The sequence below is a fragment of the Cylindrospermum stagnale PCC 7417 genome (assembly GCF_000317535.1).
Lineage (GTDB): Bacteria > Cyanobacteriota > Cyanobacteriia > Cyanobacteriales > Nostocaceae > Cylindrospermum > Cylindrospermum stagnale.
The window spans coordinates 931,165-947,229 of the sequence record NC_019757.1 but is presented as its reverse complement, the minus strand read 5'-3'; the positions used below and the strand labels follow the sequence as shown (position 1 = coordinate 947,229).

Below are 16,065 nucleotides of genomic sequence, written 5' to 3'. Positions count from 1 at the left end.
CAAGTTGTTAAATCAACTGGTTCCAGTGCAACCCACTCAGCAAACGATAAGATCTACTTTGTGACTACCATTTTGGTGTTAAGTTGCGAAGAGAACGCAATATATTCCATATTTACAGAGTGTTAAGTTTCTGAAAACTGTAACCCTTCTGCAAGTCGACAAGCAAACAAACAAATTTCCCTTTGCTAAAATCCCAAAATTGCTTATTGGGAGATTTATCAACCGCAACCGATTTTTAGGAACTTGAGAAAAGTATGGCCAACGTTTATGACTGGTTTGAGGAACGCTTGGAACTTCAGGCCCTCGCTGATGACGTCACCAGCAAGTACGTCCCTCCCCACGTCAACATCTTTTACTGTCTGGGCGGCATTACCCTGGTTTGCTTTCTCATCCAGTTTGCTACTGGGTTTGCGATGACGTTCTACTATAAGCCAACAGTCGCCGAGGCTTATTCTTCCGTAGAGTACATCATGAATCAAGTCAACTTCGGTTGGCTAATTCGTTCCATCCACCGCTGGTCCGCCAGCATGATGGTGCTGATGATGATTTTGCACACCTTCCGGGTTTACATGACTGGCGGGTTCAAAAAGCCCCGTGAACTGACCTGGATCAGTGGTGTCATCTTAGCTGTGATCACCGTTTCTTTTGGCGTCACAGGCTATTCCCTACCTTGGGACCAAGTTGGCTACTGGGCTGTGAAAATCGTTAGTGGCGTTCCAGAAGCAATTCCCGTGGTCGGCGTTCTCATCTCTGACCTGCTACGCGGCGGTTCGAGTGTTGGTCAAGCGACACTAACTCGCTACTATAGCGCTCACACCTTTGTCCTGCCTTGGTTGATTGCGGTCTTCATGCTGTTCCACTTCTTGATGATTCGCAAACAAGGCATTTCTGGACCTTTGTAATCTAAAGTTGTTAGCTTAAAGGCAACAGCATTCAGTTCCCAGATCGAGTTGTTTGTTTTAAACTGAGGAAACAGAAGAAATAATTAGCACCAAAAGTTACAAACAAACACTCTTCTTCTGAAGCTGGAAGCTGTAGAAGCCAAGGATAAGTAGCTGCAACCCATAGCATCGCAGTGTCTCCCTCCAAATGGCTGGCCTGATAGCTGACGGCTTTCACCAATGCTTTAACTCAACTTAAGCAGGAGAGCAAATTTAAAAATGTCAACGCAGAAAAAACCCGATCTCAGTGATCCTAAGTTAAGAGCCAAACTCGCCCAAGGTATGGGTCACAACTATTACGGCGAACCCGCTTGGCCTAACGACTTGCTGTATGTGTTTCCCATTGTGATCATGGGTTCTTTCGCCTGTATTGTGGCTCTAGCCGTGCTAGATCCCGCTCTGACTGGTGAACCAGCAAATCCTTTCGCCACACCGTTGGAAATTCTGCCGGAATGGTATTTGTACCCTGTCTTCCAGATTTTGCGATCGCTCCCCAACAAACTCTTGGGAGTTTTAGCAATGGCTTCCGTACCTCTGGGACTAATCCTGATTCCCTTTATTGAGAATGTCAATAAGTTCCAAAACCCTTTCCGTCGTCCAGTTGCCACCACAGTATTCCTGTTTGGTACTCTGGTTACCCTGTGGCTAGGTATTGGTGCTGCTATGCCATTGGATAAATCCTTAACTTTGGGACTGTTCTAAATTAGTTAACCAAAGTGCTTTGACGCCTGTGAGTTTCCTTCTCAGATACCAAAGTGATGATCTCTGACGACAAGCCACCCAGATGGGTGTCTAAGTCGGCAGCTAACCTTCATACGAATGGCGGATCTGCTTTTGAGAACAACCAACAGGCGTCAATTTTCTTAGTCTAGGTGGCATCTGGAAATTTTAAGTTTTGGCTGCCCAAGCTACTAAAAAGAACAAATACGAACATTTTTCACTTACTTTCACTTAACTTACTATTCAAGTCAAGGTCAATTCTTAGCATAGTGCAGCAAGACCATCTGACGGTGAAGAGCGAACTTAAGCTCCTAAACCAAGTGCAACAATGGTTTGAGCAATTTTGTCTGCGACATTTAGCTCAATATGGCTGGTCAGAAAGCCAAATTTATCGCCTTAACTTAGCATTAGCAGAGGGCTTTACCAACGCAGTTCGTCACGCTCATCGTGCTTTACCACCGGAAACAACCATAGAGATTGAAGTGATTCTGTGGATTGACCGACTAGAAATGAGAATTTGGGATCATGGAAAACCTTTCAATCCTGATACGCTCGCCGAGCCAGAACCAGGTACTCTGCAAGTAGGTGGATTTGGATGGTTTCTGCTGCGACGCTTGGCTGACCATGTTGTCTATGAACGTGGCGCCGATAGCAGGAATTGTCTGCTGATTGTCAAATATTGTCTAGAAGGACAACACTAGTCCCACTGAGTCACAAAGCGGACTGTAAGAGATACGCTACGCCTTGGCTCCTCAGTCAACGTTGCTCTCCCGTATCGCAAGCGCCAACGCGAACAGCGCACCGGAGGCATAAGCTCTGCTCCTTCGGAGTTCATCTGTATCGCCAGAGGCTGCGCCAAAGTGGTAGCTTTGCCGAATCAAGGATATAGGCAGAAAGAGGCACAAAAAGCTGATAAATTCGGTTTTTCGGCTATTTTGAAGGGGAGCTTTAATTTCCGCCAACCTGTACTTGGGCGGGCATGGTAAGGCAGAAATCTCTCGGAAAACTATCAACAGCATTTTCTACCTCCCATTTTGAGTAATAATCTCAAAAAAACTCAAAAAATAAATATTTATTTGTCTAAAAAAATAAGTATCCTCACTGTGAATGTCAGCAAACCAACATTTGAGTAAAGTGGCAGCAAACCTAAATTTAAGTCCTAAATTTCCCAAGAAAACACAGCATTTCTTCGTGTTCTTAGAAATTTATGCACTCGAAGGTGGTATTCAATCCTATGTTAAAGACATTTTTCGCGGCTATCAGGAATTTAACTCAGCCTACAGCGCAGAAGTCCTGTTGCTGCGAGATAGCCCTGATTGCTTAAATCCTTTTGAGTCAGAGAATTTAAAATTTCATTACTTTAAAAATTTCTCGTCCCAGCTGGCGAGAGTTAACTTGGCATTAACTTTGCTCAAATTACTGTGGCAAAAACGCCCCCAACATGTTTTTTGCGGTCATATTAACCTGGCGGTAATGATCAAAACCTTTTGCCAGCCGTTGGGGATTCCCTACACTGTACTGACTTATGGTAAAGAAGTCTGGAAACCGCTGACAGATAAAGAACGTCAGGCGTTGTCATCAGCAGCCGAAATTTGGACAATTAGCCGCTATAGCCGCGATCGCCTTTGTGCTGCTAATAGTATAAACCCAAACACTGTCCAGATACTGCCTTGTGCGATTGATGGGGATAAATTTACGCCTGGCCCCAAACAGCCAGAATTAGTTGAGAAATATAATTTAAATAATGCCAAAGTTTTAATGACAGTGGCGCGGCTGTGGTCGGGGGATATTTACAAAGGCGTCGATGTCACAATTCGGGCATTGCCGCAAATCGCTGAGGTTTTCCCCGAAGTAAAATATTTGGTAATTGGTCGTGGCGATGACCAACCGCGATTAGCCCAGCTAGCCCAAGATTTAGGTGTGAGCGATCGCATTGTTTTTGCCGGATTTGTGCCCACAGAACAATTGATTGCCCACTACCGCCTGGCTGATGCTTATATTATGCCTTCCCAGGAAGGCTTTGGGATAGTCTATCTAGAGGCGATGGCAAGTGGAGTACCAGTGTTATCTGGTGACGACGACGGCTCCTCTGACCCCTTGCAGGACGGTAAATTGGGATGGCAAGTACCACACCGCAATCAAGATGCTGTGGCTACAGCTTGTATCGAAATTCTTCAAAAAAACGACCAGCGTTGTGATGGAAAATGGTTAAGAGAACAGGCGATCGCGATCTTCGGTATGGATGCCTTCCAGCAGCGGTTGCAAGAGATGCTGCTTTCCTCTGACCAATGACCAAACTCGCTATCCTAAAGGAAGAACAGGAAGACTTTTAAACAATGAGCCTTAAGAACTTTCAATTGAATCTTGATAATCTCCGCCCTTGGCTCACCATGTTAGCAGTTCTCTGGTTGCTGGCATCATTGGGTTTGGGCTGGTTGGTGAATTCGTTGCTGATTATTGTGGGATTGCTGTTTCTCGCCCCAATTGTTGCCTTCTTCGGGTTTCGCTGGTGGCTACAACGCAATTTAGTTGCTGACAACTGTCCTGTCTGTGAATATGAATTTACAGGTCTAAATAACAGCAAATTGCAGTGTCCTAACTGTGGAGAGCAGGTGTCAATCCAAAATGGTCATTTTCAACGCTTCGCACCAGAAGGCACAATTGACGTTACAGCAATTGAAGTACCAGCTAAATCCCTAGAAGATTAAACAGCTAGGATTATCTACTTTGAAATCATTAAAGTAGAATCAGCCGATTAGCCAGGAACAGGAATTTGGAACTTTAATTTATGCTTACCGAGTTACACGCCCAAAATTTCAAATCCTGGCAAGATACGGGAAATATGCAGATGGCATCGTTAACAGGGCTGTTTGGTACTAACAGTTCTGGGAAAAGGTCGCAAACGCATAACAATAGAAGAACTTGTGGCAGAATGGTTGCGTGAATTAGGACTAATTCATGATTTTCGATTAACACCAATTGCTGAAAATCTTCAAGAATATGAAGTAAATAATCTCTTGATTACTTTGTTGGCTGCTTTTGTTGGGAAATTGAGAGGGTATAGTTATACTGTCCCTTGGATGAATCGCCAACATACAGCGAGTATATCCCTGCCTGCCAAAAACCAGAAAGTTCTGGCTTACCACCAGAATAACTATCCGCTAGTACACAGAAGCGCCCCCCAGGCCCATCAATCAACAGGGTTGGTTTACCTTGGCTCTCAACAGTTAATCGCAAGTAAGGTAGCGACTCTGTAACCTGGATAACTTGATTGGGTGCAGCAGAGATATTGCCGCAGTTGCTGGGGACTGATCCGCCAGATTTGCCATTTAAAATTAGCGGATCTTTTTGGGAATTGCGATTAATTTGTATTGCTGGTGTTTGCGCCCAATTAACCTGGGTAATCAGCAAATTCGTTGCCAAAGCTGCGGTAACAACTGTCAATAGCTTAAGCGGTTTCATTTTATTTAATGCTCTCGGCTGTATTCTAGAGCAATATTGAGATGTAGTCTGGGTTTTAAGACGAAAGTAACCCGTCTTTGTTCCAAATTTTACAGGATAAATTTTTGTTTTGTAGTTAAATCGCTATATAGCTAAATAAAAAAATATCCTGAGATAACTGGGGATGGAGTGAAAAATCTTGGCAAACCCCAATGCTTAAATATATTTGCCCCGATTAGCAATCACTCTTTCATGTTTGAGGCGATGGGCACTCGGACTACGCCCTAGTGAATACACGGAATCCTAGCACACGTACCATAGCCATCCATAACAGCTAATAGAAAAAACGTTATTTTTCCTGACTCACAGAGGGTTTACACCCACAGATATTAGCTAAAATCACGGACAAAACCGCCAAAAATTAGATTTGGTTGGTTTGTTGTTGATGAATTGTCCTAGCTGAGGTAAAAAAGATTGATGAATCCTCAAAGAGAAGAAGACTTGCAGCGTCGCCTCGACAAGCTAGAGTCCGAGATTAAGTCCTCATCTGGAAAGTCTCCTCAACCAGAAGCAGAAACACAGACACCTCAGTCTGGTTTTGCCAAGTTGAACTTGCACTTAGAGCGATCGCGCCTCTGGTTCAATACTTTATCTGGAGTGAAGAAGCTAGCAGTTGGTGGTGTGGCTGTGCTATTGAGCCTCGTGATGCTGCAAACAGTATTCAAACTTGTTGCTTCGGTGATCAGTCTGGCGCTCTTAGCAGTGTTAGTGTATCTTGGATACAAATTTTTTGTGTCTAGTAGCTTTCAACGTAAGCAATAGTCTATTTTAATCACGCCTAAAAAAAGTCAAAGGGAATTATCTAATGGCGACGCCAATTGTCAGGAGAAATACTAATCAATCTAACCGACCAAAAGAGCCGGAAACAGCCACTTCGCTGCCATTAGCAACTAGGCGTTTTGCCGCTTGGGCAGTAGAAATCACCCTAGTCGTTACCAGTGGGTTGGTTCCCTTTGGCATGGGCGTGTATGCCAATTCCCGAAGTGATCTCAACCGTGTGTCACTTAACCCGGTGCTGCTAGTCACAGAAAGAGCGATCGCTCAACCTTTGGCTCTACCTGTAAGTTATGGCATCCGTAACGTAGCATCGCCGACTAATTTCTTGTGGACAGTCGCCTTGTTAGCGCCCCTAACCCTCTCATGGTGGCAATTATATTTACTTGCTAAAACTGGCAGCACCATTCCTAAGCGTTGGTTTGGCGTGCGGGTAGTCACCGAGGAAGGTAAAGCCCCCGGATTGGGTGCAGTTTTGGTGCGTGAAGGAATTGGTCGTGGGGCAATGCCTGTTACTGCTGCTTATCTGCTGTGGCGCTACAGTTTTGCTTTCCCTAATTTAGGTCTTTTCATATTTTTGACCGTTTTCATTGTGCTAGGGGAAGGCATGGGATGGCCATCCCAACGGCGGCGTCGTGCCCTACACGACCTGTTGGCAGGAACTTACACCATAGATGCCACTCGCCCATTTCCACCAACATCCTCAGCCAGTAATAAACGGGGTAAATCCACTCTGGGTAATGGAGACGATCAGTTACAGGAGGGTAAAGAGGAAGTAGGACGAACTGTGGGCACTCCAGCAGCAACCAAGACGCGGCCCAGTTTGACTCTAGTTGTGGTGGCCCTGGTAAGCATGACTGCGGTATTGTCAGCTTTAGTAGGCACTCAGGTCTATGTCCAAACCCAAGAACAAGCGCGAAAATCCCAGCAAATCAACAGCCAACAGTTTCTCACACTGATCAAATATCTTAATCCCAACTCTGGGGCTACTAATGAGGAGCGTCAGAGCGCAATTCTGGCTCTGGGTGGACTTAATGACCCACAGGCAATCAAATTTCTGGCGGATTTGCTGGTGAAGGAAACTGACCCAAACCTGCTGGATAATATTCAACAAGCTTTGGCTAATGTCGGACCTAAAGCTATCCCTGAATTAAAACGCCTGAATCAGTTTCTCGCTGGTGAACTCGAATTGGTAAGCGACACCCAAGAGCGGGAAATCCGCCAAAAGCGATTAAATATCAACCAACGGACAATCAATAAGATTCTTGCTGTCTACACCGGAAAAATCAACGATGTCGATTTGGGTAATACCCAGCTTGGGAATAACGCTTCTGGGGAAAGCGCTTCTTTTAACTTGGTACTAGACAAAGTTGATTTATCAGGAATTGTATTCAAGGGAGCGAATCTGAATCAAGCCAGTTTTCAGGGTAGTCGCTTCCGGGGAGTGGGTGAGGATGGACGCTGGGATACCTACGACGATGCGATCGCTAATTTGAGTCAAGCTCAGATGAGACAAGTCAATCTTACTGATGCCAACCTCAGTCGGGTTTTGATGACCGGTATCGATTTGAGCCGTGCCACTCTCAACAGAGCTAACTTAGCCAATGCACGTCTATTTGACGCTAAACTCAACAGCACCCAGCTAGTAGGAACCGATTTGCGGAGTGCAGTTTTGGAAAAAGCTAGTCTGACAGGGGCAGATATCAGCGACGCTAAATTAAACGAAGCTAATTTATATGCTGCTAACTTAGGTCGTGTCACTGCCATAGCGACACAATTGTCAAATGCCAATTTAACTAAAACCGATTGGCAAGGAGCAGACTTATCAGAAGCCGATTTAGATCATGCTAATCTCAGCGATGCTAACTTGAGTACGGCTCGGCTGACTCGTGCCGTTTTGCGCTCGGCAAATATGGAAAATGCTAATCTGCGGAATGCTGATTTGAGTCGTGCAGATTTACAGGGGGCTAATGTTGCCGGGGCAGATTTTCAGGGAACAATACTCTTTCCTCCCAAACAAGATCCAGCCGATCAATTTGTCCAAACGCCTGATCTCGGCTCGCAATCCGCTTTAGTCCAGGGCGTTGATTTTACTCAAGCCAAAAATTTAGATTCCAAGCAATTGGCTTTTATTTGTACTCAAGGCGGTATTCATCGCCGTTGTCCATAGTTTAGATGGGGTGAGAGGCAGATAGATACTTAGACATAAGAATGTAGAGACGTGACATGTCACGTCTCTACGAGAGTTCTGGATAAAACATATTTAATAGCAACCGTGAATAGCGGATCTGAAGGAATCAGCGGCAAAAACTGCGGGATTGGCATAAAAAGGTGAAGATTTGCGCCTGCAACAGCGATAACATAAGTATTCAAACGCACCTTGAATATTTCAAAACAGAGATAAAATTTAGCCTTTGCAGGAATACCCCAAGTTATGCTGACTGAAATTCTGCCTTTCCGCTTTGAGTTAAACACGATCGCGATCGCTGGAGCAAGTTTGTGGTCTTTAGCGCTATATCTTGCTTTTGAATCGATGAGGGGATGGGTAATCGAGCAACTCAACCGCTGGTTTAACTTTGCCGAGCGATCGCTTTATACCAGCCAGACAGAATTTGAAAAGACACGCAAAGCCAGAGAATCCCAAAACGCTTTTTACGCTTCACTGTTTAGCATTGTGCCTTTTCTGGTATTTGGTGCTTTATCTAACTGGGTTCTAGATATCAGTTTAGGTAATAGCTGGGGAATTAGCACCGGCATACTTGCCTGCATGGGTGCCAGTATTTATGAACTGGGTAGAAGAGATGGAGAATCTTCTGATTGAAATCAAAATTTAAATTTGTTTCTCCCCACCTCCCTATTTCTCTATCTCTTCCCTTACTAAAGTTGCTAATTTTTGCGCTGCACCGCTTTCGCCACGAATATTGCGGAGTTTAGCGCGGATATCAGCCAATTTTTCGGGATTTTCTAAAAAGTCCAACACCATTTCTCCAATTTCTAGCGGTTGGAGTTCACCCATAATTTCTGGCACAATCTCTTCCTGTGCCCAGATATTTGGCCATGCTAATAAACCTTTGCGTCTCACGAGGTTGAGGAATAGCCAATTAATCACGTTGGTAAAAGTAGTACCAACAACAGGCAGATTTGCTAACAATCCAGGTAAGCCATCCCAAGAACGCATGGCATCAAGTTGCTGCGTTGGCAGTAAAACAATCATCGGCACAGCTAAAGCACCAAGTTCAGCGGTGTTTGCTCCCACTGTAGTCAGACAAATGCAGCACTGGGATAATAAGTCATATGCAGGGTTTTCTTGCCATAATTCCACTGTTAAACCTGTTGCTGTTTTGAGTAATGCCTTGCCTTTAACTTCTTCTGGGATAATTAAGTCCGCACCTTGAAAGTCAAATATCTCAGCAATAGAGTTATTTTTGGGATTGGCAAAACCGGCTAAAGTTTGTAAATCTAAAGTTGGGGCGACGGGAATCACAAACTTAGTTTGGGGTCTTTTGGCGTGGATATATTCTGCGATCGCTAAAGTTAATGGTACTCCTTGGGCTAATTTGGCGGCTTTGGAACCGGGTAAAATGCCAATCATCTCAATTTTGGCTTGGAGGTGATTGTTTGCTTCCCCTGCGGCTTCTAGCATCAAATCGCCGACAACGGTAAACTTGTGGGCATATTTGGGGGAGACACGGGCAAAAACTTCGGGTTTCATCACGCCAAAGCGATCAATCCAGTTGTGCCAGCGGGCATCCCATTCAGCATAAACCACTGTGCGATATCCGAGTTTTTTGCCGATGACTACAGGAAAAATTTGATCACCACCCAAGAATACTACAACGCCGCGATCGCACCATTGCCAATTTTCAGCGGTTTTCCCCCAGAGAAGAAATTGCCAAAAATGCTCTGCACCTTGCACTCTATCGACTTCTGGATAAGAAAGTGCGATCGCCACTTCTTTACCACTAGCATTTGGACAAGGGGATAAAACTACAGAAATCCTGACAACAGCACGATCATCACCAAGTTGTTGCCGTAATGCCTTGACAACTGGGCGTACCCAGGTTGTTACTTCACCAGGGCCATTTGAGAGAATGAGAATATCTACTTGAGTCATTTATTTAATTAACTAAATATTACCTAATTTATCAGTTATAAAAATCCAATTATTATGATATAATACTAGGCTATATTTGATAATGTATGTAAATTTCTGGCTGAGTCATTTTCAACTGACTTTGCAACTTGGCTACTTGGTAAAGCAATTACAGTGACTGAACTCAGTCCATCTGAATTGTTTCTGGAACCAATGAGAGCCGACGCCTTAATTTTGTTACAGTCAGATGAAATTGTCCTGCATTTGGAATTTCAAACCCAACCAAAAGCAGATATTCCTTTTCGGATGGCTGATTATCGTTTGCGGGTACATCGCAGATTTCCTAGTAAAAAAATGCACCAAGTTGTCATTTACCTCCAACCCAGTAAATCTGAGTTAGTGCAACAAACTGCATTTATCCTAGAAAAAACCCGTCATGAATTTGAAGTAATTCGTTTGTGGGAACAACCAACAGATGTTTTTTTGAGTTCTCCAGGTTTATTACCACTGGCTACACTTAGTCAAACCGGAGATAAAGCAGGAACTCTAGAACAAGTTTCTCAACAAATTGAAAAGCTTGATAATAGCAGAAATCAAAGTAACGTAGCTGCATCTACAGCTATCTTAGCCGGGCTAGTATTAGATAAGGAACTGATTAGACAATTATTGCGGAGAGATTTTATGCGCGAGTCAGTCATTTATCAGGATATTTTACAAGAAGAAGCTTTTTCTTTGATTATGCGACAACTGCGTCGTCGAGTTGGGACGGTTGCACCAGCATTACAATTACAAATTCAGGCTTTATCTTTAACTAAGTTGGAAGACTTGGGAGAGGCTTTACTTGACTTTTCGAGTTTAGCAGATTTAGAAGCTTGGTTAGCACAAACAAAATCGGGGTGAATAGTTGAAGCTTAATGCTCTTATAGCAATCCTAAATTAGATGTGAACATCTCTTTTTTCTCTTCCTCTGCGCTCTCTGCGTCTGGAGCGGTAATGCCTCCGGCACGCTGCGCGAACGTTAAAAAAATACTGCTGTTCACAACTAAAATAGGATTGCTATAGCATGGTTATTATTAAATTTCGCGGTTGATTCTAATATAGACCTAACCCCCAACAACCTCTCCCTAACCCTCTCCTAGGAGGAGAGGGGAAAGGAAAAACTTTTATCGCTGCTTCGGGGAGCAAGTTTCAAAGCCTCTCTCCTGGAAGGAGAGAGGTTTGGAGAGAGGTCAGGATGTGTTGGATACAAACGAGAAAGGCTATATTAAATTTCGCTATCATCCCCTGCTAATCTAAAGATTATTTAAAATTGACTCAACTTATCTCATAAAAGTTTTCCTATATATATTTTTTTCTATATATTCTCCGAGGTTTGCACCTTGAAAATCGGCATAGTTTGAGTTTGAGTAAGGGTAGAACATTTGCCAAATATCTCCTCTCTAATTACATAACTATCAATTTAATTTAAAATTAATTATAACCTTCTACGGTTAGTCATTCTCCCAGGCTGAAAAGCATTTAGTACTTTTTATAAAACCTAATTATTGTCTTTTCTATCATTAGACATAGCATTAAGTAGAGACGTTGCTCTACATTCCCAAAGATGTCTATTAGCTACCTTCGCGGGTGTAGGATAAAAAAAATACTAAATAAGCTATTGCAATACGGAGTGTAGTTCCGACTGTATTGCAATGAAGCGAGAACCGCTAACGGATTGAAATTGATATGTAGTATTTTGTAACTTTTTGGCGTCAGTCCTGATTGTATTAAGTTTTCGTTACATCAAATTTGCGACTACTGCTGGAATTATCAAGATTTTTTAAGAAATATTGCTTTTTTTATATCGATTTGTGTCAGATAGGTGGCAAAATGCTCATAGAGTAAGCGTTTTCTGATAAAAAAAGTTCATATTGACAAGTAAAAACGAAGTTACAAGCGGCGGCATCAGCCGTAATGAACTTCCATGTAGAGAACGCGCATCACATCAAAGGAGCAAAGGAAGCATGTTCACCCACGTCAAGTCCACCATTCGTCATATTGCGCCTGATAACTTACGCGGACGTAATTTAATCAAGGTGGTCTATGTCGTGCTTGAGTCCCAGTACCAGAGTGCATTGTCGCAAGCGGTTCGGGCGATTAACTCTAACCATCCAAATCTGGCGATTGAAATCAGCGGTTATTTGATTGAAGAACTCCGTGATCCTGAGAACTACGAAGAGTTCAAACGGGAGATGGAAACGGCGAATATCTTTATCGCTTCCCTGATTTTTATTGAAGACTTAGCACAGAAAGTAGTTGCAGCAGTAGAACCCCACCGCGATCACCTGGACGTTTCCGTTGTCTTTCCCTCCATGCCGGAAGTAATGCGCCTGAATAAGATGGGCAGCTTTTCTCTGGCACAATTGGGTCAGTCGAAGAGTGCGATCGCTCAATTCATGCGGAAACGCAAGGAGAAATCCGGCGCAGGATTCCAAGATGGGATGCTCAAGCTGCTAAGAACGCTGCCGCAAGTACTGAAATTCCTGCCAATGGAAAAAGCGCAGGATGCCCGAAATTTCATGCTCAGTTTTCAGTATTGGCTGGGTGGTTCTCCAGAAAACCTGGAAAACTTCTTGCTGATGCTAGCTGATAAATATGTAGTCAAAGATGGAGACAAGCAAAATGTTGCATCTCCTGTATATCAAGGGCCAGTTGTCTATCCCGATTTAGGGATTTGGCATCCTTTGGCTCCAAGTATGTTTGAGGATGTGCGAGAGTACCTCAACTGGTACACAGCCCGCAAGGACATTTCTAAAGATTTAAAAGATCCCTTGGCGCCCTGTGTCGGCTTGGTATTGCAACGGACTCACCTAGTTACAGGTGATGATGCCCATTATGTGGCGATCGTTCAGGAATTGGAATCACTAGGGGCCAAAGTGCTGCCAGTTTTTGCAGGTGGTTTAGATTTCTCCAAGCCTGTGGAAGCTTATTTCTACGAACCGACCACCAACACAGCGTTAGTAGATGCAGTCATCTCCCTGACTGGTTTTGCCTTAGTGGGTGGCCCAGCCAGACAAGACCATCCGAAAGCGATTGATGCCCTGAAGCGCTTAAATCGTCCTTACATGGTAGCGTTGCCCTTAGTTTTCCAAACCACCGAAGAGTGGATGGATAGCGATTTAGGGTTACATCCGATTCAAGTTGCTTTACAAATTGCCATTCCCGAATTGGATGGAGCCATTGAGCCGATTATATTATCAGGTAGGGATGGTACCACCGGAAAAGCGATCGCCTTAAGAGACCGAGTAGAAATAGTTGCTCAACGAGCCTTAAAGTGGGCCAGCCTGCGCCGCAAACCTAAATTAAACAAAAAAGTTGCCATCACCGTTTTCAGCTTCCCCCCAGATAAAGGCAACGTCGGCACCGCAGCATACTTAGATGTATTCGGTTCCATCTTCGAGGTATTACAAGCCCTGAGAAACAACGGCTACGACGTACAAGACGTACCTGAAAGCGCCAAAGAGTTGATGGAACAAGTCATCCACGACGCCCAGGCACAGTATGCCAGCCCGGAACTCAACATCGCCTACAAAATGTCGGTGCCAGAATATGAGGCACTTACCCCCTATTCCCAACGCCTAGAAGAGAATTGGGGGCCACCTCCCGGACATCTCAACAGCGACGGGCAAAACTTGCTGGTTTATGGTAAGCAATTCGGTAACGTCTTCATCGGTGTTCAGCCTACCTTTGGTTATGAAGGCGACCCGATGCGGCTGTTGTTCTCCCGTTCTGCCAGTCCCCACCACGGTTTTGCTGCCTACTACACCTACCTAGAAAAAGTTTGGGGCGCTGATGCAGTCCTCCACTTTGGAACTCACGGTTCCTTGGAATTCATGCCAGGTAAGCAGATGGGGATGTCTGGTGACTGTTACCCCGACAACTTAATTGGCTCAATTCCTAATCTGTATTACTACGCAGCCAATAACCCCAGTGAGGCAACGATCGCTAAACGGCGCAGTTACGCTGAGACAATTTCTTACTTGACACCGCCGGCAGAAAATGCTGGTTTATACAAAGGTTTGAAGGAACTCAGCGAGTTAATTGCTTCTTACCAAACCTTAAAAGACAGCGGACGCGGGGTTTCCATTGTCAACTCCATCATGGATAAATGCCGCATCGTTAACTTGGATAAAGATATCAACCTGCCCGAAACCGATGCTAGGGAGATGAGCGCCGAAGAGCGGGATAATATTGTTGGTAACGTTTACCGCAAGTTGATGGAGATTGAATCGCGGTTGTTGCCTTGTGGGTTGCACGTTATCGGTAAACCGCCAAGTGCTGAGGAAGCGATCGCCACCCTCGTCAACATTGCCAGTTTAGATCGGCAAGAAGAAGAAATTCAAGGCTTACCCGGAATCATCGCCAATAGCCTGGGGCGCAGCATTGACGCTATTTACAGAAGTAGCGATTTAGGGAATTTAGAAGATGTCCAACTACTGCAAGACATCACCCTCGCCACCCGTGCCGCTGTTTCCGCCCTTGTAAAAGAGCAAATCGACGCTGAAGGGCGCGTTTCTCTCGTTTCCAAGTTGAATTTCTTCAACATGGGCAAAAAGGAACCTTGGGTAGAAGCATTGCATCAAGCTGGTTATCCCAAAGTAGATAATTCCGCCTTAAAACCCCTATTTGAGTATTTGGAATTCTGCTTAAAGCAAGTTTGTGCCGACAACGAACTAGGAGCATTACTCAGAGCATTAGAAGGCGAGTACATTCTACCAGGCCCCGGTGGCGACCCCATCCGCAACCCCGATGTATTGCCCACAGGCAAGAATATTCACGCCCTTGACCCCCAATCTATCCCCACAACCGCCGCAGTCCAATCAGCCAAAATCGTTGTTGATAGGCTGTTGGCGCGGAACAAGGCAGAAAATGAGGGTAAATGGCCAGAAACAATCGCCTGCGTCCTCTGGGGAACCGATAACATCAAAACTTACGGCGAATCCCTAGCGCAAATTATGTGGATGGTAGGTGTGCGTCCGGTTGCCGATGCCTTGGGACGGGTGAACAAATTGGAATTGATACCTTTAGAAGAATTGGGACGCCCCAGAATTGATGTAGTCATCAACTGTTCAGGTGTTTTCCGCGACTTGTTCATCAACCAAATGAACCTGCTAGACCAAGGTGTGAAAATGGCAGCCGAAGCCGATGAACCCTTAGAAATGAACTTTGTCCGCAAACACGCTTTGAAACAAGCTGAGGACATGGGGATTAATCTGCGTCAAGCAGCAACGCGCGTTTTCTCCAACGCTTCTGGTTCCTACTCCTCCAATATTAACTTGGCGGTGGAAAACAGCACTTGGGACAGCGAAGCCGAGTTACAGGAAATGTACCTCAACCGGAAGTCTTTCTCTTTCAATTCCGACAACCCCGGAATCATGGATGAGTCCCGACAGTTGTTTGAAAGCACTTTGAAAACTGCTGATGCGACGTTCCAAAATTTGGATTCTTCCGAAATTAGTTTAACGGATGTTTCCCACTACTTCGACTCAGATCCTACCAAGTTAGTAGCAAGTCTGCGTGGTGATGGCAAGAAACCAGCATCTTATATTGCAGATACAACCACAGCTAATGCACAGGTAAGAACATTAACAGAAACTGTGCGTTTGGATGCCCGTACCAAGTTGTTAAATCCCAAATGGTACGAGGGGATGTTATCTCACGGTTACGAAGGTGTGCGCGAACTTTCCAAGCGGTTGGTAAATACAACAGGTTGGAGTGCGACAGCCGGCGCTGTGGATAACTGGATTTACGAAGATACCAACGAAACCTTCATCAAAGATGAAGAAATGCAGAAACGGTTGCTAAACCTCAACCCCCATTCTTTCCGCAAGATTGTTTCCACCTTATTGGAAGTGAACGGACGCGGTTACTGGGAAACCAGCGAGGAGAATTTAGACCGTCTACGCGAGTTGTACCAAGAAGTCGAAGACCGAATTGAAGGAGTAGAATAACCTGTAGGGCAGGCATCTTGCCTGCCTTATTTTTTCACTCTGGAAT

Annotated in this window: 12 protein-coding genes; 10 read left to right on the top strand and 2 right to left on the bottom strand. The window is 44.6% G+C overall.

From position 1 onward, the window contains the following. Positions 1 to 254 precede the first annotated feature (254 nt). The 5 genes from petB (at position 255) to CYLST_RS03895 (ending at position 4,369) form a co-directional block, all read left to right on the top strand. Positions 255 to 902 (top strand): cytochrome b6, encoded by a 648-nt coding sequence (petB, locus tag CYLST_RS03920; RefSeq protein ID WP_015206407.1) that lies wholly within the window; start codon positions 255 to 257, stop codon positions 900 to 902. Positions 903 to 1,160: 258 nt separating this feature from the next. Next, complete coding sequence (petD, locus tag CYLST_RS03915; protein WP_015206406.1) at positions 1,161 to 1,643, top strand: cytochrome b6-f complex subunit IV; 483 nt, start codon at positions 1,161 to 1,163, stop codon at positions 1,641 to 1,643. A gap of 275 nt (positions 1,644 to 1,918) precedes the next feature. Beyond that, positions 1,919 to 2,362 carry an ATP-binding protein gene (locus CYLST_RS03910; protein ID WP_041233416.1) on the top strand — a complete coding sequence of 148 codons (444 nt, stop codon included), beginning with the start codon at positions 1,919 to 1,921 and terminating at the stop codon, positions 2,360 to 2,362. A 406-nt stretch (positions 2,363 to 2,768) separates the two neighbouring features. Next, entirely contained in the window at positions 2,769 to 3,953 is a 1,185-nt protein-coding gene (locus CYLST_RS03900; protein WP_015206403.1) for a glycosyltransferase, read from the top strand. Between the two features lie 44 nt (positions 3,954 to 3,997). After that, on the top strand, positions 3,998 to 4,369 hold the full coding sequence (locus CYLST_RS03895; RefSeq protein WP_015206402.1) for a hypothetical protein: 372 nt from the start codon (positions 3,998 to 4,000) through the stop codon (positions 4,367 to 4,369). Positions 4,370 to 4,682: 313 nt separating this feature from the next. On the opposite strand, the gene CYLST_RS33060 is transcribed toward CYLST_RS03895, so the two are convergent. Next, complete coding sequence (locus CYLST_RS33060) at positions 4,683 to 5,123, bottom strand: hypothetical protein (protein WP_015206401.1); 441 nt, start codon at positions 5,121 to 5,123, stop codon at positions 4,683 to 4,685. A 456-nt stretch (positions 5,124 to 5,579) separates the two neighbouring features. Between CYLST_RS33060 and CYLST_RS03880 the strand changes: the two genes are divergently transcribed. From CYLST_RS03880 to CYLST_RS03870, 3 genes are all read left to right on the top strand, one after another. Further along, complete coding sequence (locus CYLST_RS03880) at positions 5,580 to 5,924, top strand: hypothetical protein (RefSeq protein ID WP_015206400.1); 345 nt, start codon at positions 5,580 to 5,582, stop codon at positions 5,922 to 5,924. A gap of 43 nt (positions 5,925 to 5,967) precedes the next feature. After that, the gene (locus CYLST_RS03875) at positions 5,968 to 8,106 is read left to right on the top strand and encodes a pentapeptide repeat-containing protein (protein ID WP_015206399.1); all 2,139 of its coding nucleotides are present in this window, start codon (positions 5,968 to 5,970) and stop codon (positions 8,104 to 8,106) included. A 264-nt stretch (positions 8,107 to 8,370) separates the two neighbouring features. After that, a complete protein-coding gene (locus CYLST_RS03870; protein WP_015206398.1) occupies positions 8,371 to 8,757 on the top strand; it encodes a hypothetical protein in 387 nt (128 codons plus the stop codon). A 33-nt stretch (positions 8,758 to 8,790) separates the two neighbouring features. On the opposite strand, the gene CYLST_RS03865 is transcribed toward CYLST_RS03870, so the two are convergent. Then, entirely contained in the window at positions 8,791 to 10,050 is a 1,260-nt protein-coding gene (locus CYLST_RS03865) for a glycosyltransferase family protein (protein WP_015206397.1), read from the bottom strand. A gap of 72 nt (positions 10,051 to 10,122) precedes the next feature. Between CYLST_RS03865 and CYLST_RS03860 the strand changes: the two genes are divergently transcribed. Both CYLST_RS03860 and CYLST_RS03855 read left to right on the top strand, forming a co-directional pair. Further along, positions 10,123 to 10,929 (top strand): Rpn family recombination-promoting nuclease/putative transposase, encoded by an 807-nt coding sequence (locus tag CYLST_RS03860; protein ID WP_015206396.1) that lies wholly within the window; start codon positions 10,123 to 10,125, stop codon positions 10,927 to 10,929. 1,103 nt (positions 10,930 to 12,032) lie between these two features. Further along, complete coding sequence (locus CYLST_RS03855) at positions 12,033 to 16,019, top strand: magnesium chelatase subunit H (RefSeq protein WP_015206395.1); 3,987 nt, start codon at positions 12,033 to 12,035, stop codon at positions 16,017 to 16,019. Positions 16,020 to 16,065: the final 46 nt, after the last annotated feature.